Annotated in this window: 24 protein-coding genes; 13 read left to right on the top strand and 11 right to left on the bottom strand. The window is 72.4% G+C overall.

Going from position 1 to position 23,302, the window contains the following annotated elements:
- Positions 1-34: 34 nt before the first annotated feature.
- On the bottom strand, positions 35-226 hold the full coding sequence (locus OG927_RS18565; RefSeq protein WP_056797147.1) for a hypothetical protein: 192 nt from the start codon (positions 224-226) through the stop codon (positions 35-37).
- Between the two features lie 359 nt (positions 227-585).
- Between OG927_RS18565 and OG927_RS18560 the strand changes: the two genes are divergently transcribed.
- Entirely contained in the window at positions 586-2,709 is a 2,124-nt protein-coding gene (locus tag OG927_RS18560) for a HelD family protein (protein ID WP_330320487.1), read from the top strand.
- Here OG927_RS18560 and OG927_RS18555 read toward each other — a convergent pair.
- Positions 2,703-3,944, bottom strand: coding sequence for an MFS transporter (locus OG927_RS18555; protein ID WP_209469977.1), 1,242 nt, complete (start codon positions 3,942-3,944; stop codon positions 2,703-2,705). The genes OG927_RS18560 and OG927_RS18555 overlap by 7 nt on opposite strands.
- A gap of 101 nt (positions 3,945-4,045) precedes the next feature.
- Here OG927_RS18555 and OG927_RS18550 point away from each other — a divergent pair, with 101 nt between their 5' ends.
- The gene (locus OG927_RS18550; protein WP_330320486.1) at positions 4,046-4,594 is read left to right on the top strand and encodes a TetR/AcrR family transcriptional regulator; all 549 of its coding nucleotides are present in this window, start codon (positions 4,046-4,048) and stop codon (positions 4,592-4,594) included.
- Positions 4,595-4,638: 44 nt separating this feature from the next.
- On the opposite strand, the gene OG927_RS18545 is transcribed toward OG927_RS18550, so the two are convergent.
- The 6 genes from OG927_RS18545 to OG927_RS18520 form a co-directional block, all read right to left on the bottom strand.
- Entirely contained in the window at positions 4,639-5,352 is a 714-nt protein-coding gene (locus OG927_RS18545; RefSeq protein ID WP_056797156.1) for an AAA family ATPase, read from the bottom strand.
- Positions 5,353-5,637: 285 nt separating this feature from the next.
- Positions 5,638-7,914 carry an MMPL family transporter gene (locus OG927_RS18540; protein ID WP_330320485.1) on the bottom strand — a complete coding sequence of 759 codons (2,277 nt, stop codon included), beginning with the start codon at positions 7,912-7,914 and terminating at the stop codon, positions 5,638-5,640.
- A gap of 173 nt (positions 7,915-8,087) precedes the next feature.
- Entirely contained in the window at positions 8,088-8,783 is a 696-nt protein-coding gene (locus OG927_RS18535; protein WP_056797162.1) for a copper homeostasis protein CutC, read from the bottom strand.
- A gap of 142 nt (positions 8,784-8,925) precedes the next feature.
- Positions 8,926-9,792, bottom strand: a complete 867-nt coding sequence (locus tag OG927_RS18530) for a 5-oxoprolinase subunit C family protein (protein ID WP_330320484.1) — start codon at positions 9,790-9,792, stop codon at positions 8,926-8,928.
- Positions 9,789-10,424, bottom strand: a complete 636-nt coding sequence (locus OG927_RS18525; protein WP_330320483.1) for a 5-oxoprolinase subunit B family protein — start codon at positions 10,422-10,424, stop codon at positions 9,789-9,791. The genes OG927_RS18530 and OG927_RS18525 overlap by 4 nt, the downstream gene beginning before the upstream one ends.
- Complete coding sequence (locus OG927_RS18520; RefSeq protein WP_056797803.1) at positions 10,421-11,170, bottom strand: LamB/YcsF family protein; 750 nt, start codon at positions 11,168-11,170, stop codon at positions 10,421-10,423. Before OG927_RS18520 ends, OG927_RS18525 begins: the two co-directional genes overlap by 4 nt.
- Positions 11,171-11,270: 100 nt before the next feature.
- On the opposite strand from OG927_RS18520, the gene OG927_RS18515 reads away from it, so the two are divergent.
- The gene (locus tag OG927_RS18515; protein ID WP_330320482.1) at positions 11,271-11,915 is read left to right on the top strand and encodes an HD domain-containing protein; all 645 of its coding nucleotides are present in this window, start codon (positions 11,271-11,273) and stop codon (positions 11,913-11,915) included.
- 72 nt (positions 11,916-11,987) lie between these two features.
- Complete coding sequence (locus tag OG927_RS18510; RefSeq protein ID WP_330321330.1) at positions 11,988-13,334, top strand: Cmx/CmrA family chloramphenicol efflux MFS transporter; 1,347 nt, start codon at positions 11,988-11,990, stop codon at positions 13,332-13,334.
- Here the strand turns inward: OG927_RS18510 and OG927_RS18505 are convergent.
- Complete coding sequence (locus OG927_RS18505) at positions 13,273-13,557, bottom strand: DUF4031 domain-containing protein (protein WP_056797175.1); 285 nt, start codon at positions 13,555-13,557, stop codon at positions 13,273-13,275. The two genes, OG927_RS18510 and OG927_RS18505, sit on opposite strands and share 62 nt — an antisense overlap.
- Positions 13,554-13,922, bottom strand: a complete 369-nt coding sequence (locus OG927_RS18500) for a hypothetical protein (RefSeq protein WP_056797178.1) — start codon at positions 13,920-13,922, stop codon at positions 13,554-13,556. The genes OG927_RS18505 and OG927_RS18500 overlap by 4 nt, the downstream gene beginning before the upstream one ends.
- Positions 13,923-14,079: 157 nt before the next feature.
- Here OG927_RS18500 and OG927_RS18495 point away from each other — a divergent pair, with 157 nt between their 5' ends.
- From OG927_RS18495 to OG927_RS18455, 9 genes are all read left to right on the top strand, one after another.
- On the top strand, positions 14,080-14,997 hold the full coding sequence (locus tag OG927_RS18495) for a MurR/RpiR family transcriptional regulator (protein ID WP_056797181.1): 918 nt from the start codon (positions 14,080-14,082) through the stop codon (positions 14,995-14,997).
- Positions 14,998-15,079: 82 nt separating this feature from the next.
- Positions 15,080-16,048: an N-acetylmuramic acid 6-phosphate etherase gene (gene murQ, locus OG927_RS18490; RefSeq protein WP_056797183.1), complete on the top strand. Its 969-nt coding sequence runs from the start codon at positions 15,080-15,082 to the stop codon at positions 16,046-16,048.
- Between the two features lie 42 nt (positions 16,049-16,090).
- Positions 16,091-17,599, top strand: coding sequence for a PTS transporter subunit EIIC (locus OG927_RS18485; protein ID WP_056797185.1), 1,509 nt, complete (start codon positions 16,091-16,093; stop codon positions 17,597-17,599).
- 270 nt (positions 17,600-17,869) lie between these two features.
- Complete coding sequence (locus OG927_RS18480) at positions 17,870-18,643, top strand: hypothetical protein (RefSeq protein ID WP_330320481.1); 774 nt, start codon at positions 17,870-17,872, stop codon at positions 18,641-18,643.
- Positions 18,644-18,702: 59 nt separating this feature from the next.
- The gene (locus OG927_RS18475) at positions 18,703-20,625 is read left to right on the top strand and encodes a hypothetical protein (RefSeq protein WP_330320480.1); all 1,923 of its coding nucleotides are present in this window, start codon (positions 18,703-18,705) and stop codon (positions 20,623-20,625) included.
- A gap of 4 nt (positions 20,626-20,629) precedes the next feature.
- Complete coding sequence (locus OG927_RS18470) at positions 20,630-21,034, top strand: DUF5955 family protein (protein WP_056797193.1); 405 nt, start codon at positions 20,630-20,632, stop codon at positions 21,032-21,034.
- 76 nt (positions 21,035-21,110) lie between these two features.
- Positions 21,111-21,281, top strand: coding sequence for a hypothetical protein (locus OG927_RS18465; protein ID WP_056797196.1), 171 nt, complete (start codon positions 21,111-21,113; stop codon positions 21,279-21,281).
- A 646-nt stretch (positions 21,282-21,927) separates the two neighbouring features.
- Complete coding sequence (locus OG927_RS18460) at positions 21,928-22,098, top strand: hypothetical protein (RefSeq protein WP_056797198.1); 171 nt, start codon at positions 21,928-21,930, stop codon at positions 22,096-22,098.
- Positions 22,099-22,253: 155 nt separating this feature from the next.
- Positions 22,254-22,607: a PRC-barrel domain-containing protein gene (locus tag OG927_RS18455; protein WP_056797806.1), complete on the top strand. Its 354-nt coding sequence runs from the start codon at positions 22,254-22,256 to the stop codon at positions 22,605-22,607.
- 162 nt (positions 22,608-22,769) lie between these two features.
- On the opposite strand, the gene OG927_RS18450 is transcribed toward OG927_RS18455, so the two are convergent.
- Positions 22,770-23,003, bottom strand: coding sequence for a hypothetical protein (locus OG927_RS18450; protein WP_330320479.1), 234 nt, complete (start codon positions 23,001-23,003; stop codon positions 22,770-22,772).
- Positions 23,004-23,302: the final 299 nt, after the last annotated feature.

The following is a 23,302-nucleotide window of genomic DNA, read 5'->3' as shown; positions in this document are numbered from 1 at the left end:
GGCAGCCGGGGTGACGCCGGCCGTCCCGCGGCTCTCAGCGGTGGCGGCGGACGATGCCCGCCTCCTCGGCGTACTCACCGAGGACGGCCACCCCGAACGCGGTGCGTGCGAAGACGCCGACGGCGCGCACCGCGTCGCCGAGGCGGTGGCCGCGGGTGTGACCGGTGGCCGCGGTCGCGCCGTGCGCGGGGCCGGTCCTGCGTGGGTCCAGGTATACGGTGCTCATGCATTCCATGGTGCGCCGCCCCGGCCCGTAGCGGCATCGGCCTGCGGACGGAAGCGCGCGACGGCCCGGGTAGGCCCCAGGTCGCACGCCGTCCCCTACGGGACGTACGGACGCCGCCCTTATTCGGTCGACGCTGCGGGCCGCGGTCGATACAATCGCCGGTCTGCCCGCCTCCCGCACCGTGGTACCGGTCCGCCTCCAGAGCGGCCGGCAGCCGGGGGAGCGCCGCCGACCGGACGGAAACCGGCCGACACCAGCCGCACGCACCCGTCTGTGTGCGCACCTGTGAGCGTCCTTGAGCGGACCGGACCCCCTGGGCCCGGTCCGCCGTCCTGCGTTGAAAAGCCGGAGGCAACACCGTGCCCGCGCACGAAGAGACAAGCGAAGACACCAGCGAAGCGACCAGCGGTCCACTGGACGGGGAACGCGCCCACCTCGCAGGATCCCGCGCCGCACTGCGCGCCATGCGCGAGGACGTGCAGGCCCTCGACATCCGCGACGTCACCGCGAACTGGGTCAACGCCGCCGTCCTGCAGGCCCAGATCGACGACCGCATCAAAGCGCTCGCCGACCTCTCCCACACCCCGCTGTTCTTCGGCCGCCTGGACTACCGGCACCCGGTCGGCGCCCGGGAGGCGGAGGGATCCGGGGGCGAGCAGTTCTACATCGGGCGCCGCCACGTCCACGACGCCCACGGCGACCCCATGGTCATCGACTGGCGCGCCCCGGTCTCCCAGCCGTTCTACCAGGCGTCCAGGAACAACCCGCTGGACGTCGACCGGCGCCGCCGCTTCGGCTACACCGGCGGCGAACTGACCGCGTACGAGGACGAGCACCTCACCGACCCGGCGGAGACCGAGCGGACCAGCAAGCTCCTCCAGGCGGAGATCGAGCGGCCCCGCGTCGGCCCGATGCGCGACATCGTGGCGACGATCCAGCCGGAGCAGGACGAGATCGTCCGGAGCGACCTCGGCGGGACGGTCTGCGTCCAGGGAGGCCCCGGCACCGGAAAGACGGCCGTCGGCCTGCACCGGGTCGCCTACCTCCTGTACGCGCACCGCGAGCGGCTCGCCCGCACGGGCACCCTCGTCATCGGCCCGAACCGGTCGTTCCTGCACTACATCGAACAGGTCCTGCCCGCACTGGGCGAGCTGGAGGTGAAGCAGGCCACGGTCGAGGACCTGGTGACGGCGCAGGTCGAGGTGCGCGGGACGGACGAGGCCGCCGCCGCCGTGATCAAGGGCGACGCCCGGATGGCGGAGGTCCTGCGGCGCGCGCTCCGCTCGCACGTCACCCTGCCGACGGAGGGTGTCGTGGTGGTGCGCGGCTCGCGGCGCTGGCGGGTGCCGGCGTACGAGATCGAGGAGATGGTCGTCGAGCTGCTGGCCCGCGACATGCGCTACGGCGCCGCCCACGAGGCGCTCCCGCAGCGGATCGCGCACTCCGTCCTCGTACGGATGGAGGAGGCGGGCGAGGCGCCGGACGACCGGGTGCAGAACGCGGTGGCGCGCACCCCCGCGGTGAAGGCGGCCGTGAAGGCGGTCTGGCCCGCGGTGGACCCGGCGAAGCTGGTGCTGCGGCTCCTCGCGGACCCCGGCTTTCTTGCGGCGCACGCGGAGGGGATCCTCACCGAGGACGAGCAGAAGCGGATCCTCATGGCCAGGCCCGCCCGCAGCGTGAAGTCGGCGAAGTGGTCGGCGGCGGACGCGGTCCTGATCGACGAGGCCGGCGACCTGGTGGCCCGGACGCCCTCGCTGGGCCATGTCGTCATCGACGAGGCCCAGGACCTGTCCCCGATGCAGTACCGGGCGGTGGGGCGCCGCTGCTCGACCGGTTCGGCGACGGTGCTCGGCGACCTGGCCCAGGGGACGACGCCCTGGTCGACGGAGAGCTGGGCGCAGGCGCTGTTCCACCTCGGCAAGGCGGACGCGGTGGTGGAGGAGCTGACCGCCGGATTCCGTGTGCCGCGCGAGGTGATCGCGTACGCCTCGCGGCTGCTCCCCGCGATCTCGCCCGGCCTGGCCCCCGTGGAGTCCGTACGTGAGGCGCCCGGTTCACTGGCCGTGCGGGAGGTGGCCGGTGCGGACGCCCTGGACGGGGCGGTCGTCGCCGCGTGCGAGGAGTCCCTGGCGCACGAGGGCTCGATCGGCCTGATCGCCGCCGACGCCCGCGTCCCGGCGCTGGCCGACGCCCTGACGGCGGCCGGTCACACCTACCTCTCCCCCGGCGAGGAGACGACCGCCGCCTCGCGCCTGACGCTGGTCCCGGCGTCGCTGGCGAAGGGCCTGGAGTACGACTACGTGGTGCTGGACGAGCCTGCCGCCGTCGTCGACGGTGAACCCGACGAACGCACGGGCCTGCGACGGCTGTACGTGGCCCTGACGCGTGCGGTCTCCGGTCTCGTGGTCCTGCACGCCGCGCCGCTGCCGGAGCAGCTCGGCCGGGGCGGCGACGCCGATCGGGCGCGTGCCGGGGATCAGTGATCGGTGCGGCCCAGGCGTTCGCCCGCCGGAGCGGGCCGGGGGCCCGGTGCGGGGGGTTTCGGTTCGCGGGGGGTGCTGACGGCGGGGGCGAGGAAGACGGAGACGGCGACGAGGACCAGGACGACGGTCATCGCGGCGCGCAGGCCGTAGTGGTCGCCGAGGAAGCCCAGTCCGGGAGGGCCCACGAGGAAGGCGACGTAGCCGATCATCGCGACGAGGCTGACCCGTGCGGCCGAGTCCGGCCCGGAGTCGCCGGCCGCGGAGAGGGCGAGGGGGAAACCGAGTGAGGCGCCCAGGCCCCACAGGAGGACGGCCGCACCGGCGAGGAGGGGATTGTCGGCGAAGATGACGACGGCGAGGCCGAGGGCCGCGGAGAGGGCGCTGGCGCGGACGACGGGGGCACGGCCGTAGCGGTTGATGAAGAAGCCGCCGCCGAAGCGGCCGATCGCCATGGCCGCGGCGAAGCCGGCGTAGACGGCTGATCCGAGGACGGGGTCCATGCCGTGTCCGTCGACCATGAGCAGGGGAAGCCAGTCGTTGGCAGCGCCTTCGGCGAGGGCCATGGTCAGCACGATGCCGCCGATCAGGAGCAGCCGTCGGTCCTTCAGGACCGCCGGGCGCGGCGACTTCTCCGCGGTGCCCGGGTCGGTGCCACGGGTTCGGCCGACGCCGTGGGGGATGGCGCGGAGGGCGTGGGCGAACATGGCCGCGGTGACGACGGCGACGGCCGTCAGGTGCCAGTGCACGGGGAATCCGACGGCGGTGCAGAGAATGCCGAGTGAGGCTCCGACGACGGTTCCGAGGCTGAAGAAGCCGTGCAGGGTGGGCAGGACCGTACGCCCGGTGATCTGTTCGACCTCGGCGCCGTCGATGTTGACCGCGACCTCGCCGCCGCCCATGCCGGCACCGAACAGGAAGAGCCCCGCCATGACGACGGGCACGGAGGACCACAGGGCACCGCAGCCGATCACCGCCATGCTGACGATGACGAGCGCGGTTCCCGCACACATGACCGGCCGGGTTCCGAACCTGGCCACCAGTGCCCCGGAGCTGAGGACGCCGAGCATGGAGCCGACGGAGAGGCCGAACAGGACGATCCCCATCTGCGCGGTCGAGGCGCCCAGTTGGTCCCTGATGTCGGGCGTGCGCGTCACCCAGGAGGAGATCGACAGGCCGGGCATGAGGAAGAAGAGGAACAATGCGGTGCGGCGCCGGCGTGTGGCCAGGTCTGTCACTACGGGCTCGATCCGAACGTGGGACAGCCGAGGACGGAACCACCCCCGGAAAGTATGTACAAACGTACATTCCTGTTGGGGGTGAAGGAAAGGGGAATGCCATGTCGGGCAGTTCGCGGGGCCCCAACGATCCGGGACGTCGGGACCGGATCGTCGAGGCGGCCCTCGACGTGATCGCCGAGTACGGGGTCACCGGCGCCACCCACCGGCGCATCGCCGATGCCGCGGGGGTGTCCCTGGGGTCGATGACGTACTACTTCGAGGGCCGGCAGCAGTTGCTCGTCGAGGTGTTCACGCGGCTCGCGGAGTCGATGTCCGCCCGCTACCGGGAACCGCTGGAGGCGGCCGGGAACGTGGAGGAAGCGCGTGCCGCCGTGGTGGAGATCATCTGCGGCACGCACTGGGGCAGCCCCCGGGAGCTGGTGCTCAGCTACGAGCTGTACGCCTTCGCCTCCCGCAACCCGGCCCTGCTCGGCGTGATGCGGTCCTGGATGCGGGCCAGCCGTGCGTCACTGAGCCGGCACTTCGACGCACGGACGTCCAGGGCCCTGGACGCGCTGGTGGAAGGGGTGAGCATCCACAACTCCATGGACGTCGAGCCCATGAGCCGTCAGGACGTCGCCGCGGTCGTCCGTGCGGTCAGCACCTAGGCCGTCCTCACCTGCGTGCGCGTACGCAACGGGTGGGAACCGGCTCACGGTTCGACGATGTGCCGCAGGTAGGCGTGGGGATCGGCGAGATAGCGACGCCAGTGGTCCACGATGCCGAGTTCCCGCCAGGCGACCCGGCGCAGGCCGTGGTCGCCGACCTCGATGATGTCCGCACCCGGCAGAGCGGTCAGCAACGGGGAGTGCGTGGCACAGATGACCTGACTGCCCTCCTTGGCCAACCGGTCGAGATGACCGACCAGTTCGAGGCACGACGAGAAGGAGAGTGCCGCCTCCGGCTCGTCGAGCACATAGAGCCCGGCGTGGAGGAACTTTCCGCGGAACGCCGCGAGGAAGCCTTCGCCGTGGCTGACGGAGTCCGGCGAGAAGCCTTCCCTGTCCAGGGCGTCCATCGCGGTCTCGGCACGGAGGAAGAAGCCCTTGCGGTTCGACCAGCTGGCGGCCATACGGCGCCCGCGCCCGGGGGCCGCGTCGAACTTCATCCGCTCGCCGAGCGCCGACTTGTCGCGCGGGGAAGCGTAGCGCCAGTCGTGCGAGCCGCCGTAGGGATCCAGGCCGAACCCCTCCGCCACCGCTTCGACCAGCGTCGACTTCCCTGAGCCGTTCTCACCGACCAGGAAGGTGACCGGCGCGGTGAAGCGCAGCCCTTCCTCCAGCAACTGCCGGACGCAGGGCACCGACCAGGGCCAGGCGTCCTCGTCGTGCGCAGGCCGATGAGCATACGCGCGTTCGATAATCATGTGACCAGTGTCGCCGCAACGGGACATGGCTACGGGCACTGAGCGTCCAAGCGGGCGGTGGGGCCAGCGAGTTGGCGAGCGGATCCGTTCGGACGGCGCGTCCCTGGAAGCTGCCCGTGGTCGTCCGGACGTCCGCTCCACGCATCCCGTCGCGAGGCGGGCGCGGCGCGTGCGTCGCTCCGGTCGCGGGGCGGGCGCGGCGCGTGCGTCGCTCCGGTCGCGGGGCGGGCGCGGCGCGTGCGTCGCTCCGGTCGCGGGGCGGGCGCGGCGCGTGCGTTGCTCCGGTCAGCGACGGGCAGGGGTGGCGGGCGGTTCCCGGTCCCGGGGTCCTTCCGCGTCGAGATGCGGAAGGATCCGGTCCAGCCACCGCGGTGTCCACCAGGCGGCGCGGCCGAGCAGGGTCATCACGGCGGGCACGAGCAGCAGCCGGACGATGGTGGCGTCGATGAGCACGCTCGCGGCGAGGCCGAGCCCCAGCATCTTCACCACGATGTTGTCGCTGATCAGGAACGCGGCGAAGACGCTGACCATGATCAGGGCGGCGCAGGTGATGACCCGCGCGGTGATCTCCAGGGCCTGCGCCACGGCGGCCCTGGGGTCGTTCGTGCGGAGCCAGGCCTCGTGGATCCGGGAGAGCAGGAAGATCTCGTAGTCCATGCTGAGGCCGAAGACGATGGCGAACATCATCATCGGTACGTAGCTCTCGATCGGGACGTCGCCCGACACGCCGAGCGCGGGCCCACCCCAGCCCCACTGGAAGACGGCGACCACGACCCCGTACGCGGCGGCGATCGAGAGCACGTTGAGCACGGCCGCCTTCACCGCGACGAGCAGGCCCCGGAACACGGCCAGGATGATCAGGAAGGCGAGGCCGACGACCACCGCGATGATCAGGGGCAGCCGGCTGGAGACGATGTCCAGGAAGTCGACCTGGGCGGCGGTCGTGCCGGTGACGTACGTCTGCGCGTCGGTGCCGGAGACCGCGCCGGGCAGGACGTCGTCGGCCAGCCGGTTGACCAGATCGGTGGTCTTCACGTCCTGCGGTGCGGCCACGGAGTACGCGGTGGCCGTGAGGACGTCCCCGTCCGACGTGGGCGTGAGCGGGGTGATGAAGGCGGCGTCCGGCACCTTCGTGAGGGCCTGCTGGGCCTGGGACTCCAGCGCGGACCGGTCGCCCTGCGCCACCGCGCTCTGGTCGATGACGAGCGTCAGCGGGCCGTTGGAACCCGGCCCGAACGCCGAGGACATCAGGTCGTAGGCACGCCGGTCGGTGAAGGACCTGGGGTCGGCGCCGTCCCCGATGTGACCGAGCTGGATGAAGAAGACCGGAAAGGCCAGGACGGCCAGCACCACGACTCCGCCGGCCAGGAACCACCACGGCCTGCGCTCCACCCGCTGGGCGTAGCGGTGCCAGGTCCCGGTGCCGTGCGAGGCGTCCCCGGGGGCGGCCGGTTCGGCGTCCGTCTCGGCGACGGGCCTGCGGACGTGGACACGGTCGATGTGCCGCCCGATCAGACCGAGCACGGCCGGCACCAGGGTGAGGGCCCCGAGCACGGCCGTGACCACGGTGACGGCGGCGGCCAGGCCGAGCTTGCCGATGAAGCCGATGCCGGAGACCCACAGCCCGCAGAGCGCGACGATCACCGTGCACCCGGAGAGCAGCACCGCCCGCCCGCTGGTCGCCGCGGCCCTTCCGGCGGCGGTCACCGGGTCCCCGCCGTCCATGAGGTTCTGCCGGTGCCGGGTGACGAGGAACAGCGCGTAGTCGATCCCGACGCCGATCCCGATCATGGTCGCCAGGGTCGGTGAGACGGTGGCGAAGGTCGTCGTGGCGGCCAGCAGCCCCAGCAGGCCCAGCCCGAGGACGACGCAGACGAGGGCGGTCACCAGCGGCAGCAGTGCGGCGACGAGGCTGCCGAAGCCGATCAGCAGCACCAGGACGGCGACCCCGAATCCGATGGCCTCGCTCGTCCTGTCGTTCGCCTCGGGCCGGGCGAGCTCGCCCAGCGGACCGCCGTACTCCACCTCGACGCCCGCGGCCCGCAGCGGCTGGACGGCCGAGTCCACCCCGTCGAGGTAGCCGGCGCCGAGGGTGGAGGGCTGCACGGCGAACCGGATGGTGATGTACGCCGTCTTCCCGTCGGTGGAGAGCGGTCCGACGTTCGGCGTGGTGGCCGGCGTGTCCGTGGAGAGCGGATTCTGGACCGACAGCACGTCGGGCAGCTTCCCCAGGCTGCCGACGACGGTCGAGACCTGGCTGCCGACGGCGCTCAGCGACCCGTCCGGATCGTGCACCACCACCTGGCTGCCGTAGCCGCCCGCCGAGGGGGCGTGCGCCTCGAGCACGTCCAGGCCGTCCTGCGACTGGGTCCCGGGGACCGAGAAGTCGTCGGAGTAGTCGCCCCCGTACGCGTGCTGCAGGGCCTGGGCCCCGGCGAGGGCCGCCAGCCACAGGACGATGACGACCACGAAGTGGCGCGCGCACCATTCGCCGGTCCGCCGGAGCACGCCTCCGCGGCTCGACCGCGTGGCACGGCCGTGGACGGAGGGTGAGAGCGGCATGTGGACTCCGGGGCTGGAGCGGCGCACCAGGGACACTCAGCATTCAAAGTCCCTTCCGGCGCCACGGCACGCCTGGAATGACGGAACGGGTGACGCGCGCCGCACTGTCCGGCGCCGCCCGCCACTCCCGCACCCACCCGTCGCGCCGCGCACTCACCCGCCGCGCCGCACGCTCACCCGTCGAGCGCCGCGCGCCACTCCCGTACGGCGGCCACGTCCACCGGGCCCGACCAGCCGGCCGGGCGGGCGGCGCCCCCGATGTGGAAGGCGTCGATGCCGGCGGCCACCAGACGGGGCAGGTGGTCCAGCCGCAGCCCGCCGCCCACCAGGATCTGCGGCTCGTAACCGGGCTGTCCGGAGGCGGTGCGTTCCGCCTCGGCCAGCAGGGTCGGGATGCCCTCGTCGACGCCCTTCTCCGAGCCCGCCGTCAGGTACGTGTCCAGGCCGGGCAGTTCCGCGAGGTGCTTGCGCAGGGCGTCGCGGTCCACCGCTCGGTCGATCGCCCGGTGGAAGGTCCACCGGCAGCCGTCGAGCTCGGCGACAATGCGCTCGACGGCCACCAGGTCGACGTGTCCTTCCTGGTCGAGGAAGCCGAGCACGAACTCCTCGGCCCCTTCCGCACGCATTTCGCGCGCCCTCTCCAGCAGCACGTCGATGTCTCCGACCGCGAACCCGTCCGCGACCCGGAGCATCACGCGCAGCGGGATGTCCACGGCGGCCCGGATCTCCGCGACGGTCTTCGGGGCGGGGGTCAGGCCGTCCGCGGCCATGTCGGTGACCACTTCGAGGCGGTCCGCACCACCCGCCTGGGCCGCGACCGCGTCCTCCGCGTCGAGAGCGATCACCTCCAGGACTGCACGGTTGCTCATGGGGTTCCATTCCTTCGGAGCGGCTACAGGTCTAGTCCAATAACCAGCCTACGGGTCGGCTCCGGAAGGCGCAGCTCCCCCTGCGAACGCATGGGCCTGAAAGATGCGCGGGGTTCCGCAGGTGGGGGCGGGCCCCTCCCGGTCAGGGCCGGGCCGCCACGAACCGTACGGGCGTCCCGGGGACCGCCTGGGCCGCCGCCGCCAGCGCGGCCTCGGCGACCACGCCGACGACCGGGTAGCCGCCCGTCGTCGGATGGTCGTTCAGGAACACCAGGGGCCGCCCGTCCGGCGGCACCTGGACGGCGCCCAGCACGATCCCCTCGCTGGGCAGTTCGCCGTCCCGGGAGCGCCGCAGGGCCGGGCCCTCGGTGCGCAGTCCGATGCGGTTGCTCCGCTCCGAGACCCGGTACGCGGCGGTGGTGAGCGTGCGCAGGGCCGCCGGCGTGAACCAGGTGTCCCGGGGCCCCGGGTGCAGGGGGAGGACCAGCTCGGCGGGGGCGCCCGGCCAGGGCACGGCGCCGTGGGCCGGGCAGGGGCGCGCGGGGCCGAGCGGGAGGACGTCGCCGTCGCGCAGGACCGGCGGGCCGAGCCCCGAGAGCAGGTCGGCGGACCGGCTGCCCAGCACCGGTTCCGGGACCAGGCCGCCACCGAACGCCAGATAGGCGCGGAGCCCGTGCACCGCGGGCCCGGCCTCCAGGACCGCGCCGTCCGGTACGCGTACGGGCACGCCCCAGGCCACCGGCCGCCCGTCCAGCGTCACGCGGCAGCCCGCCCCGCCGACGACGGCGGTCACGGACCGGGCGCCGGACAGGCGGACCGCGCAGCCCGTGAGCGTCGTCTCCAGCACCGCCGCATCCGGCGCGTTGCCGACGAGGCGGTTGGCCAGGCGCCGGGCGGGCGCGTCCAGCGCCCCCGCCCGGGGCACCCCCAGATGGGCCCAGCCGGTCCGCCCCTCGTCCTGCACCGTGGTCAGTGCCCCGGCCCGGACGACATGGAGCCCGGGGCTCATCCGCCCGCCCCCGTCGCCACGAACCGCACGCGGGCGCCCGGCCCGAGGAGCGCCGCCGGTTCGCGCGCCGGGTCCCACAGGGCGGCCGGCTCCGGCATCCGGCCGATGATCTGCCAGCCGCCGGGCGAGGGGCGCGGGTAGACACCCGTGTAGGGCCCGGCGAGGGCCAGCGCACCGGCGGGCACCCGGGTCCGCGGGGTGGCGCGGCGCGGCACGCGCAGATGGCCGGGCAGACCCGTCAGGTACCCGAAACCGGGCGCGAATCCGCAGAAGGCCACCCGGAACTCCGTACCGGCGTGGATGCGCGGCACTTCGGCGGCGGCGACGCCCCACACCCGGGCGACCTCGGCGAGATCCGGACCGTCGTAGACGACGGGGATCTCGACGGCCTCCCCGGCGCCCCGGTGCAGCGGCGGTATCTCCCAGCACGGCAGCCGATCGGCGAGCGTGCGGTCCTCGACCCCGTCCAGCAGCACCGTCCGGGCACCGGGAACGATCTCGCGGACGCCGCGCAGACCGCCGTCCGCCCTGCGACGCAGCAGCTCGGCGTGGAAGGCCTCCGCCTCCTCGCCGGACGACAGCTCCACCAGGAGGGCCCGGGGACCGGCCGGCAGCACCCGGACCGCGCTCACGCGAACGCCCGCACGGACACGCCCGCGTCCTCCAGTGCCGCCCGGATGCGCCGGGCGAGCGCCGCGGCCCCCGGGGTGTCCCCGTGGACGCACAGCGACCGCGCGGCGACCGGTATCCGGCTCCCGTCCACGCCGGTCACCGTCCGCTCGACGGTCATGCCGACACTGCGGCGTACGACGTCGTCCGCGTCGTGCAGCACAGCACCCTCCTCACCGCGCGGCACGAGCGTGCCCTGCGGGGTGTACGCGCGATCGGCGAAGGCCTCCGTCACCGCCGTCAGACCGGCGGCCTCCGCGTGGGCCAGCAGCTTCGACCCGGGCAGGCCGAGGACCGCCGGACGGCCACCCGCGAGCAGCACGCCCTCGACGACGGCGGCGGCCTGGCCGTCGTCCCACACGACACGGTTGTAGAGGGCGCCGTGCGGCTTCACGTACGAGACCGTGGAACCCGCCGCCTCGGCGAAGACCCGCAGCGCGCCGATCTGGTACGCCGTCTCGGCCGCGAGCTCGCCGGCCGGGACGTCCATGGCACGGCGTCCGAAGCCGGCCAGGTCGCGGTAGGAGACCTGCGCCCCGATCCGTACGTCGCGGGCCGCCGCCAGGTCGCAGACCCGGCGCATCACGGAGGCGTCCCCCGCGTGGAAGCCGCAGGCCACGTTCGCGCTGGTGACACAGGTCAGCAGCGCCTCGTCCTCGGTGAGGGTCCAGCGCCCGAACCCCTCGCCGAGGTCCGCGTTGAGGTCCATCGGGTACGTCGAGCACATCGGGTCCGCGGTGTCCGTCACGGCCGCACGCTAACCACTGGCCGCCCCGCACGACAAGACCGGGCGGTTCTACAGTCACCCCATGACCGATGCCTCCACGCTCCGCGCCCGCTGGCAGGACGCCCTCGTCGCCGCCCGGGGCGGAGCCCCCGGCCCCGACCCTGCGCCGTACGCCGACAACCTGCTGGCCCGCTGGGCCGAACCGCAGCGGCGCTACCACACCACCGCCCACCTCACGCAGGTCCTGGAACGGGTCGACACCCTCGCCCGCCATGCGGCCGACCCGGCCCTGGTGCGCCTCGCCGTGTGGTTCCACGACGCCGTCTACCGCCCCGACCGGACCGAGAACGAGGAGCGCAGCGCCGCCCTCGCCGAGCGGGCCCTGCCCGAGGCCGGGGTCCCCGACGCCGCCGCGGCCGAGGTGGCCCGGCTGGTGCGGCTCACCGTCACCCACGACCCGGCGGACGGCGACACCAACGGAGAGGTGCTGTGCGACGCGGACCTGGCGATCCTCGCCTCGGGCCCGCAGGAGTACGCGGCGTACGCGGCACAGGTGCGGGAGGAGTACGGCTTCGTCCCGGACGGCGCCTTCCGTGAGGGCCGGGCGGCGGTCCTCCGGCAGCTCCTCGGCCTGCCCCGGCTGTTCCGTACGCCCCACGGGGTGGCGGAGTGGGAGCCGCGGGCCCGGCAGAACCTGACGACGGAGCTGGAGCTGCTCACCCACTGAGACGGGGGAATGCCGAGGGCTGGGACGCTGTTGGCCAGTGTCATGCCCGACTCTGCTTCCAGCCGCCCCCGTATGCCCTTGGCCGTGTACATCCTGGGCCTCTCGGTCTTCGCTCTCGGTACCAGCGAGTTCATGCTGTCCGGGCTGCTGCCACCGATCGCCGACGACATGGGCGTATCGATTCCGCAGGCCGGACTCCTCATATCCGCCTTCGCGATCGGCATGGTGGTCGGCGCCCCGCTGCTGGCCGTGGCCACGCTCCGGCTGCCACGCCGCACGACGCTCATCGCGCTCATCTCGGTCTTCGGCCTGGGCCAGATCGCGGGTGCGCTGGCGCCGACGTACGAGGTGCTCTTCGTCTCCCGCGTGGTGAGCGCCTTCGCGTGCGCGGGCTTCTGGGCCGTGGGCGCGGCGGTCGCCATCGCGATGGTGCCGGTGAACGCGCGGGCCAGGGCGATGGCCGTGATGATCGGCGGGCTGTCGATCGCCAATGTGCTGGGCGTGCCGCTGGGCGCGTTCCTCGGGGAGAGCTTCGGCTGGCGCTCGGCGTTCTGGGCGGTGGGCGCGGCCTCCGCCGTCGCCCTGGTCGGAGTCGCCACACGCATCCCGCGCATTCCGCTGCCGGACGAGAAGCCGCAGCTCAAGCGGGAGGTCGCGATCTACCGCGACCGCCAGGTGTGGCTGTCGATCGTGATCACGGCGCTCGCGGCGGGCGGTGTCTTCTGCGCGTTCAGCTATCTCGCACCGCTGCTGACCGATGTCGCCGGGCTGAGCTCCGGCTGGGTGCCGTGGGTGCTCGCGCTGTTCGGGGTGGGTGCGGTGATCGGTACGACGATCGGCGGCCGGGTCGCGGACGCGCACCTCTTCGGGGTGCTGCTGAGCGGCATCACCGCGTCGACGGTCTTCCTGGTGGCGCTGGCGCTCTTCGCCTCGAACCAGATCGCGGTGGTCGTCCTGGCGTTCCTGCTCGGACTGTCCGCGTTCTACACGGCCCCGGCGCTCAACGCCCGGATGTTCAACGTGGCGGGCGTCGCCCCGACGCTGGCCGGTGCGACGACCACGGCCGCGTTCAACCTGGGCAACACGAGCGGCCCGTGGCTGGGTGGCACGGTCATCGACGCGGACTTCGGGTTCCGTGCGACGGCCTGGGCGGGCGCCGCCATGATGCTGGTCGGCCTGGCGGCCGTCGTGGTGTCGATGCGCCTGGGCGGCAACGGCACACCGTCCCGCCGCGTCGCGGGCGCTACGGGTACGGCGGGCGCCAAGGGCGCACCGCACCTTGCCGACCCCGCGGGCACCCCGAGCCCTGTGGGCACTTCGGGCGGCGCCCCGAGCCCTGTGGGCGCGCCCGCGCAGGTCACTCCGGACCACCGAGCGGGGCGGGCCGCCCCTTCGGGCGTCGCAGCCCCGCGGCAGTGATCCGGCGCACGATCTCCTTCGAGCCGACCTCCTGCGCCCCGGCGCGCACCGCGTCCGCGTAGTGCGCCTCGGGTACGTCGTAGTGGTCGCGCTCGAACGCGCGCGGCGGGCAGCCGATCGCGGCGGCGAAGGCGTGCAGCTCCTCGAACGACACGTCGCTGACCAGGTGCGACCACAGCCGGCCGTGCCCCGGCCAGGTGGGCGGGTCGATGTAGACGGTCACCGGCGCAGCACCGCGGCGAGCCCGCCCACGGGTGCGACGGACACCGTCGCCTTCGTGCAGACCCAGTGCGGGTCGGGACCGAGCTCCGGCTCGACCTCCAGTGCGTGCGGGCCGTCCTCCGTACACACCGGGCACAGCGGCCAGCGGCCGTAGCGCTCCAGCAGCGCGTCCTGCACGTCCTGGGCTATCAGCCCGGTGACGAACGACACACCCTCGGGCCACTGCTGCACCCACCAGCGCCGATGGGTCACGGCGTCCTCGACCAGCGAGACGATCTCGGCCTCGGCCACGTCCCCCGCGGCCAGGTCGGCCATGACCAACGCCCGCGCCCCGTGCAACTCCCGCTCAACCGCATCCAACTCCATCCCCCCATTCTCCCCCTCCCGCCCCCCGCCCCTCCGGAGCCGCTCGATGGGACTTTGGTGACGCGCAAACCGGGCATATCCACCATATTTTCGTCCTTAACATCCCATCCAGTCATAGGGGATTGACGAGGAGGCGGAGTGGAAATAACTTTCAAGGGTGACCAATGACGTGAAGGAAAGTTTCAGCGCTGATTCGCCGCCCGCGCCGGCGGCCCTCGCGGCCAAGGTGCGGACCCTCGCCCCGACCATGACCCGCTCCATGCAGAGGGTCGCCGAAGCCGTCGCGGGGGACCCCGCCGGGTGCGCCGCCCTCACCGTCACCGGTCTCGCCGAGCTCACCGGCACCAGCGAGGCCACGGTCGTGCGCACCGCGCGCCTCCTCGGCTACCCCGGCTACCGGGACCTGCGCCTGGCGCTCGCCGGGCTCGCCGCCCACCAGTTGTCCGGCCGGGCGCCTGCCGTCACCGCCGACATCGCGGTCGACGACCCGATCGCCGACGTCGTGACCAAGCTCGCCCACGACGAGCAGCAGACCCTCGCCGACACCGCGGCGGGCCTGGACACCGTGCAGCTCGGCGCCGTGGTGGCCGCCGCGTCGACCGCCCGCCGCATCGACATCTACGGTGTCGGCGCCTCCTCCCTCGTCGGCCAGGACCTGGCACAGAAGCTGCTCCGCATCGGACTGATCGCCCACGCCCACATGGACCCGCACCTCGCGGTGACCAACGCCGTGCAGCTCCGCGCCGGCGACGTGGCCATCGCGATCACGCACTCCGGCTCCACCGGTGACGTCATAGAGCCGCTCCGGGTCGCCTTCGACCGCGGTGCGACGACGGTCGCGATCACCGGCCGCCCGGACGGACCGGTCTCGCAGTACGCCGACCACGTCCTCACCACGTCCACCGCCCGGGAGAGCGAGCTGCGGCCCGCCGCCATGTCGAGCCGCACGAGCCAGCTCCTCGTCGTCGACTGCCTGTTCATAGGCGTCGCCCAGCGCACGTACGAGACGGCGGCGCCCGCCCTGTCCGCCTCGTACGAGGCGCTCGCCCACCGCCACAGCCCACGCAGCCGCTGACCGCCGGCCGCACCCGCACCCGCACCCGCACCCGCAGCGCACCGCTGAACCGTACGAGACCGAGAAAGCAGAGCAGCTGTCCATGACCTCCACCACCGACTCAGGCACCGGCGCCGCCACCCCCGACGGCTACGGCGAGCTGCGCGCGCAGCTGGCCACCCTCACCACCGAGGCGTTCCGCCCGGAGCTCGCCGAGATCGACCGGCTCTCCACCCAGGAGATAGCCCGGATCATGAACGGCGAGGACGCCACCGTCCCCGCCGCGGTCGCCGAGAAGCTGCCGCAGATCTCCGCCGCGATCGACGCCACCGCCGAGCGCATGGCGCACGGCGGCCGGCTCATCTACGCGGGCGCGGGCACGGCGGGCCGGCTGGGCGTGCTCGACGCCAGCGAGTGCCCGCCCACCTTCAACACCGACCCGTCCGAGGTCATCGGCCTGATCGCGGGCGGCCCGTCCGCCATGGTCAAGGCCGTCGAGGGCGCCGAGGACAGCAAGGAGCTGGCCGCCGCCGACCTGGACGGACTGGGCCTGACCGCCGACGACACGGTGGTCGGCATCTCCGCCTCCGGCCGCACGCCGTACGCCATCGGGGCCGTCGAGCACGCCCGTCGCAAGGGCGCGCTCACCCTCGGTCTCTCCTGCAACGCGGACTCCGCCCTCGCGGCGGCCGCCGAACACGGACTGGAGATCGTCGTCGGGCCCGAGCTGCTCACCGGTTCCACGCGTCTGAAGGCGGGGACGGCCCAGAAGCTCGTCCTCAACATGCTGTCGACGATCACGATGATCCGGCTCGGCAAGACGTACGGGAATCTGATGGTCGACGTGCGCGCTTCCAACGAGAAGCTGCGCGCCCGCTCCCGCCGGATCGTCTCCCTCGCCACCGGCGCCGGTGACCAGGAGATCGAGGCGGCCCTCGCCGCCACCGACGGCGAGGTGAAGAACGCCATCCTCACGATCCTGGGCGAGGTCGACGGCCCCACCGCCGCCACGCTCCTGGCCGACTCCCACGGCCACCTCCGCGCCGCCCTCGCGGCCGTACGCACCACCTGACGCACCGCCTGCACCACTCCCCCGCACAGCAAGGCACCACTCATGGCTACTGAAGACAAGAACCGCGCCACCGCCGCCGCGATCCTTCCGCTCGTCGGTGGCGCAGCGAACGTCAGCTCCATCGCCCACTGCATGACCCGGCTCCGCCTGGGCCTGCACGACCGTTCCCTCGTCGACGACGAGGCCCTCAAGGCCGTACCCGCGGTGATGGGCGTGGTCGAGGACGACACCTACCAGATCGTCCTCGGCCCCGGCACGGTCGCCCGGGTCACCCCGGAGTTCGAGCAGCTGGTCGAGGAGGAGCGTGCCTCCGCGCCCCCCGTCGTCCACACGTCCGAGGAGCTGGCGGCGCAGGGCGCGGCGATCAAGGCCCAGCAGAAGACGAAGAACGCCACCCCGTTCAAGCTGTTCCTGCGCCGGATCGCGAACATCTTCGTCCCGCTGATCCCTGCGCTGATCGGCTGCGGGATCATCGCCGGTCTCAACGGCCTGCTGGTGAATCTGGAGTGGCTGCCCTCCGTCACGCCCGCACTCGCGGCGATGGCGTCCGGCTTCATGGCGCTGATCGCGGTGTTCGTGGGCTACAACACGGCGAAGGAGTTCGGCGGTACGCCGATCCTGGGCGGTGCGGTCGCGGCGATCATCGTCTTCCCGGGTGTCGCGAACATCGACGCCTTCGGCCAGACCCTCTCCCCCGGCCAGGGCGGCGTGCTCGGCGCGCTGGGCGCCGCGGTCCTCGCGGTGTACGTGGAGAAGTGGTGCCGCCGCTGGGTGCCCGAGGCCCTGGACGTCCTGGTCACCCCGACCCTGACGGTCCTGATCTCCGGCCTGGTCACGATCTTCGGCCTGATGTACGTGGCCGGTGAGGTCTCCTCCGCCATCGGTACGTTCGCCGACTGGCTGCTCTCCACGGGCGGCGCGGGCGCCGGATTCCTGCTCGGCGGCTTCTTCCTGCCGCTGGTGATGCTGGGCCTGCACCAGGCCCTGATCCCGATCCACACGACCCTCATCGAGCAGCAGGGCTTCACGGTCCTGCTCCCGATCCTCGCCATGGCCGGCGCGGGCCAGGTCGGTGCGGCAGCCGCGGTGTACCTGCGCCTGCCCCGCAACGAATCGATCCGCAGGACCATCAAGTCCGCCCTCCCGGCGGGGCTGCTGGGCGTCGGCGAGCCCTTGATCTACGGCGTCTCGCTCCCGCTCGGCCGCCCGTTCATCACGGCCTGTGTCGGCGGCGCGTTCGGCGGCGGCTTCGTGGGCCTGTTCAACCAGCTCGGCGACTCCGTCGGCTCCACGGCCATCGGCCCGTCCGGCTGGGCCCTGTTCCCCCTCCTGGACGGCAACCACGGCCTCGGCTCGACGATCGCGATCTACGCGGGCGGCCTGGCGGTCGGCTATGTCGCCGGGTTCGTCGCCACGTACTTCTTCGGCTTCAGCAAGGCCCTGCTGGACGAGTTCAACGTCTCGCAGGAGCCGGCCACGTCCAGGGTGGCCGCCACCGGACCGGCCTCCGCCGCGGGTGACACCCCCGTGAAGGAGCCGGCGGGGGTCTGACTCCTTCCGCACCGCTGCCGAGGCGGGGGCCGACCCGGGACACACGGGCCCGGCCCCCGCCTTTCGGCTGTCCGCCCCCGTGTGCCGTCGTCGCGGGCGGGGGCGGGGCCGATGGCTGCGATCGGCCCCACGGCAGGCACGGCACGAGGCGGGGCACAAAAGGGCCCACCTGGCTCCGATGCTCCAACTTCGGCCAGAATCAATGCACTTCATGCATCGGACAGCAGTGGGTGGAATGATGGGAGTGCTTACAGGCGACGGGGGTTGCGCATGGGGGAAGCAGACGGACAAGAACCGATGCGCTGGGACGAGCAGGCCCGTGGCGGCGCCGGCGGATGGGTCCGCGGCGCGGCAGGGTCACCGACTCCGCCACCGGACGACGGCGGGCCCAGGCCACCCCTGCCGACCAAGGTCATCCTCATGGCCGTCGGAGGCGGCGTGGCCATAGCGGCCCTGGTCCTGGCCCTCTCCTCCTTCTTCGGCTCCTCCGACACCGACGACCCCGTTGCGGCCTCCGGCACGTCCTCGCCTCCGGCACCTTCCACCACGACCTCCGCGGCGGAACAGGACCCGGTACGGACAGCCGCGTCCGGTGCGGAACAGGCCGCTGCGGTGGACGCGCTGCTGGACAGAAGCAGAACCGACCGCAGTACGGTGATCGCGGCCGTGGGAAAGGTCGAGTCGTGTGCCTCCGCCGCGTCCGTGGCGAGCGCGGGCAAGGCCCTCGACGCAGCCGCCTCCCGCCGTGACGACCTGATCGCCCGCCTCGACGAACTCTCCCTGGACGAGATCCCGTCGGGCCGGGAGGCGGCGGACAGTCTGCGCGTGGCCTGGAGGCATTCGGCGGACGCGGACCGGGCCTTCGCCGCCTGGGCCGACGACGCCGCGGGCTGCACTCCCGGCCAGGTCGCCCGCGGCCCCTCCCACACCCGCGGCGCGGACAGCAGCGCTCTGGCCACAGCCGCCAAGGAGGACTTCCTCCTGGTGTGGGCCGGCATCGCCGAGCAGTACGGACTGCCGGCGCGCGACGCCACCCGGATCTGACGGTCCGCCCGGCTCCACCTGTCATCCCCCCTGTCTGTCCCGACGGAAGGCCGACTCCTTTGACGACCCAGCCGAACGGTCCCGAGCCGGGCCCCGTACCCGGCCCGCGCCCGGACCCGGACCCGCTGCCACCGGTCGCGCCGCTGCTCGATCCCGGGAGCCGGCTCGGCATGCTCATCCGGTCGCAGGCGGGCAACCCGCCGGGCGACGCCACCGCCTATCTGTGCGGGGCCGCGCACACCGACCGTCCCTTCCGCGACGCGGTGATCACCGAGCTGGCCGAAAATCCGCACCGCATCCCCCCGCCGTCGTACGGGGTGGATCTGGCCGCGGTCCTCAGGGAGTGCTTCATCGCACGCCGGCAGGCCGGGATCCGCGGAGCCCTCCTGCTCGTCCTCCCCCTGCTCCTGATGGCCGTCGACGTGGCGGGCGCGCTCACCATGGTGGCGCTGGTCCTCTACATCCGCCTCTTCCTGTACGTCGCCAGAGGGCTCGCCGGCTTTCTGGCGCCCAGCACGGAGCCGGGGAACGCACGGCCCACCGGAGCGGGCCGCGCCATCAGGGCGCTCATCTTCCTGGTCCTCAGCATCTACCTCGCCGGACAGGTGCTGGCAGCCTCGGTGCTCCTGTTCGCCGAAGGGCTGTTCATCAGCCGGTCCGTGTGCCGGTACAACGCCGTCGGCGAATCCTCCTGCACCAGGGATGACGAGCTGAACCTCACCCTGGTCACCGCTCTGCTGGTACTGGTGTGCTGGATCGTGGTGGCGACGGTCTTCCACCACCGCACCACCCGGCTCCTGCACCAGTTCGCCACCGGCCGCACCCCGGTCCGCCAGGATCCCCCCGCGCACGCCGCCCGGCTGGCGGAACTGCGGCAGCAGCAGGCCGACCCCGACATCGTCTTCAGCGACTACGCCCCTTTCGTGGGCGCGGGCATCGAGCTGGACCACTGGTCGTTCGCCATCGAGCTGACCCCCGACGTGAGCCACAAGCCGGACGGCACGACTGCCGACCGGCCCGCCGGGTTCACCGTGCCCCTCATCCACGCGCGGATACGGCGCGAACTGCTGCGGCTCGGCGAGGGCGACGCGTACCCGGGCGACCGCATGCACGGCATCCGTGTGGACGACTACATCGTGAAGAGCGGGCTGCGCCTGGGTCCGTCGACGGACTGGAGCGGCACGGGCCCCGACTCCGCGTTCCAGGAGCTGGCGCCGGACGCCCGGCGGGAGGCCGTCGTACAGCTCGGCGGGGTGCCGGACGGCCCCGCTCCCGCGACCTGGTGGCCGGACAGCCTGGATCTCGCGGCGCAGGAACGCCTGCGTCACTACCTGACGGTCCGGGTGGGCAGCTGGGGCAACGAGGTCGTCCTCACCGTCTTCAGCCGGGTGCAGGTGCAGGGCGGCCTGCTGTTCCTGGAGTCGCGGGCGTTCCTGCTGCCGCCCATCGCCCGTGCCTTCCACGCCATCGACAGGGTGACGCCCCCCGACGGCGTGTGGGACTGGTTCGAGCTGGTGCAGCGCGCATCGGCGTCGGTGTTCACCGTCGTGTCCGACGCTCCGATCGACCTGTTCCGCATCTCCCGGACCGCAGGCCGGATCGGCCGCTCCCATGCCTGGTACGCGCACATGTGCGCCACCAACCAGGTGGTCGATCACAGCCCGAAGCGCTCGGTGCGTGAACTGGCCGCGGAACCCGCCTTCCAGCAGTTGTTCCAGGAGATGGACGTACAGCGCTTCCTCAAGAGCATCCAGACCAGAACGCTGACCGCGGTACGCCTGAGCCTGCGCGACGCGGGATACGCCACCGGGGAGTACAACGCCCGCGCCAACATCGTCTTCGACCACTCGGTACACGTCAGCGGGACGGTCAACGGCAACGTCCAGTCGGGCGACCACGCACGGGCCAGCCACCAGACGATCACCACACCGCAGCCGCGCGTCGGGCCGAGGCCCGACCGCGGCTCCACGCAAGGGAGCTGAACGGATGACGACTCCGCAGGACGGCAGCACGCGCAGCATCAACGTTTCCGGCGGCACGATCAACGGCATCGTCCAGACCGGCGACAACAGCCGGGCGGACATGGTCCAGCACGTAGGCGTCCCGGCGACGGAGACCCCCGAGCTCGCGCAGCTGCGGCAGGCGGTGGAGGAGCTGCGCCTCCGGCTACGGGCCCTCGACCCCGGGGAGCTGCCCGCCGGCGCCGCGGCGGACGCCGAGTCGGCACTGGCCGAGATGGAGGAAGCCGTCCCCGCCTCCGGCGAGGCCGATGAGCCCGCGCGGGGCCGTGTCCGGCGGGCCTTCTACGCGGTCTCCGGTGCCCTCGCCTCCGTGGCGGGGCTGGCCGAGGCCGTCGAGTCCCTGCGCGCGGCATCGGCTCCGTGGTTCTGAACACGGTAAAGAATGTGTAACCACGTGGTGTAGGCGATTCATTCAGGGGCACCAGAAGCGTCGGAGGTTGATAACAATGGTTCCCCTGCTTCTTGTTCTTCTGCTCGCCCTGATCCTCTTCGGTGCCGGATTCGCGCTCGAGGCACTGTGGTGGATCGCAGTAATCGTCCTCGTGGTCTGGGTGCTCGGATTCATCGTCCGCCCGACTGCGAGCGGTGGCCGACGCGGCCGGTGGTACCGCTGGTAGAACACCTTCACCAGCACGGTTGATGCGAATGGGGTCCGGACTTCATATCCGGACCCCATTCGCATTCCCTTTTCCCGTCGACCCACGGGCGCGCAGATCCGTAACAGGGCACGCAGGACTCAGAGCGTGAATGGCTGTCACGAAAGACCGGCAGCCCCGACGATTCCTGTGGGGCTGCCGGCGGCAAGCGCGCACCACCGGCGCCGACCTGACCGGCCGGTCGTCCGAGGCGGCAGCCGGAAGCAGCAGACGCAGACACCGGAAGGCCGGCGAGCGTGCGCGCAGGGCGCTGCCGCCCGGCCACAGCCTCGACCCGCCGAGAATCGCCGCAACGCCCGGGTCACCGGCCACCCCGCATACGCGGCACCGCACTGTGCTGCCCCGGCGATCGCGCGTATCGCGAACCGCGTCGGCGGTCACCGCCTCACCCGGAGCGAGCTCCGCGAGGCGGCCGGGCAACACCGGACTCCGGTCCGCGCCTCGCGCCGGGGGCAGGGGCGGTCGGTCCGGACGGCGGTCACCCGCGGTGCGAGGAGGCCGGAACCAGAGGCGGACGGGGCACCCGGATCCGCCTCTGGAATCCGTCCGAACTTCCGTGTGTAGGCAATTGATTGCCGGGCACCAGATGCGTCGGAGGTTGATAACAATGGTTCCCCTGCTTCTTGTTCTTCTGCTCGCCCTGATCCTCTTCGGTGCCGGTTTCGCACTCAAGGCACTGTGGTGGATCGCCATAATCGTTCTTGTGGTCTGGCTGATCGGATTCGTTGTCCGCCCGACCGCGAGCGGCGGCCGTCGTGGCCGTTGGTACCGCTGGTAGAACACTTTCACCAGCACTGATGTGTAGGGCCCGGACCCGGACGGCACGGGCCGTACACATTCCTCAGAACAAAATAATTCGAGGTGTGTGAACCCCGGAAAGCCGGGCACGCGAACCTACGAACACCGAATGAACCGTCACGAAAGGAGCCAATGATGAGCGACCACCTGTGGGGTTATAAGCCGACAAGCGGTCACACCGCCGGCGCCGACCTGATCGGCTATTCGGTCGAGGCGACCGACGGCAGCGTCGGAAAGGTCGACAAGCACTCGGACGAGGTCGGCTCGGCCTACCTCGTCGTCGACACCGGTGTCTGGATCTTCGGCAAGGACGTCCTGCTTCCGGCGGGCACCATCAAGGCCGTGGACACCGAGAACCGGACGATCTTCGTGGACCTGACCAAGGACCAGATCAAGGATTCTCCGGAGTTCGACAAGCACAAGCACACGGGCGACCCGGGCTACCACGCCCAGCTGGACAGCTACTACACCAGCCACCGCCTCACGTGAGGTAGGCAGCACCCCGCATCAGAGGCGGGGGTCCACCCGGACAACACGGGCGGACCCCCGCCGTTCAGCTGCGCGGACGGATATCGCCGGTGCGGCGCACAACGGCCGCACCGGCGACGTCGGGCCCCGCCCCCTCACTGCAGCCCCCTCACGGCAGCCCTCTCACGGCAGCCTTCCCTCCCGGTTGATCTCCTTCACCCGAGCCCTCAGCACGAGCCCCGGCGGAGCCACCCGGACGGCTTCGGGCGGGCAGTCCCACTCCGCGCCACCCCCCGGCGGACGCAGCTGCACGTACGGCCCGACACGCCCCATCACACGGCCCACCCGCCCGTCCCGGACGTCCATCGCGAACGAACCGGGCTTCGGCATGCACGGTTCGAGGCCCTCAACCGCCATGAGCCGCCACCACATCCTGCTTCCCGTCCCACACGCCGGCGCCCAGCCGCGGAACCGTGCCGATCGCGCACCGGCCGGGTCCGGTCGGCGGTGCCGGCCGACAGCCCGCGTACGCCACCGGGGCGGTCCGCGGCGACGGCAGCGTCACACAGACCCCGGCCGATCCGGCCCAGAGCCGCGCCACGGCGTCCTTCGCAGCCCGCACTCTCGCCGCTGCCTCTTCGCGCCGTTCCGTAGCCGTCATCATGATCTTCCCCATTTCCACACCGGGTAGCGGCTATGCCTACTCAGCGTGCTCA

This window comes from Streptomyces clavifer, from assembly GCF_036345975.1.
GTDB classification, from domain to species: Bacteria; Actinomycetota; Actinomycetes; order Streptomycetales; family Streptomycetaceae; genus Streptomyces; species Streptomyces clavifer.
Note: the sequence above shows the minus strand (reverse complement) of the source record. Positions and strands in the feature narration are given on the sequence as shown.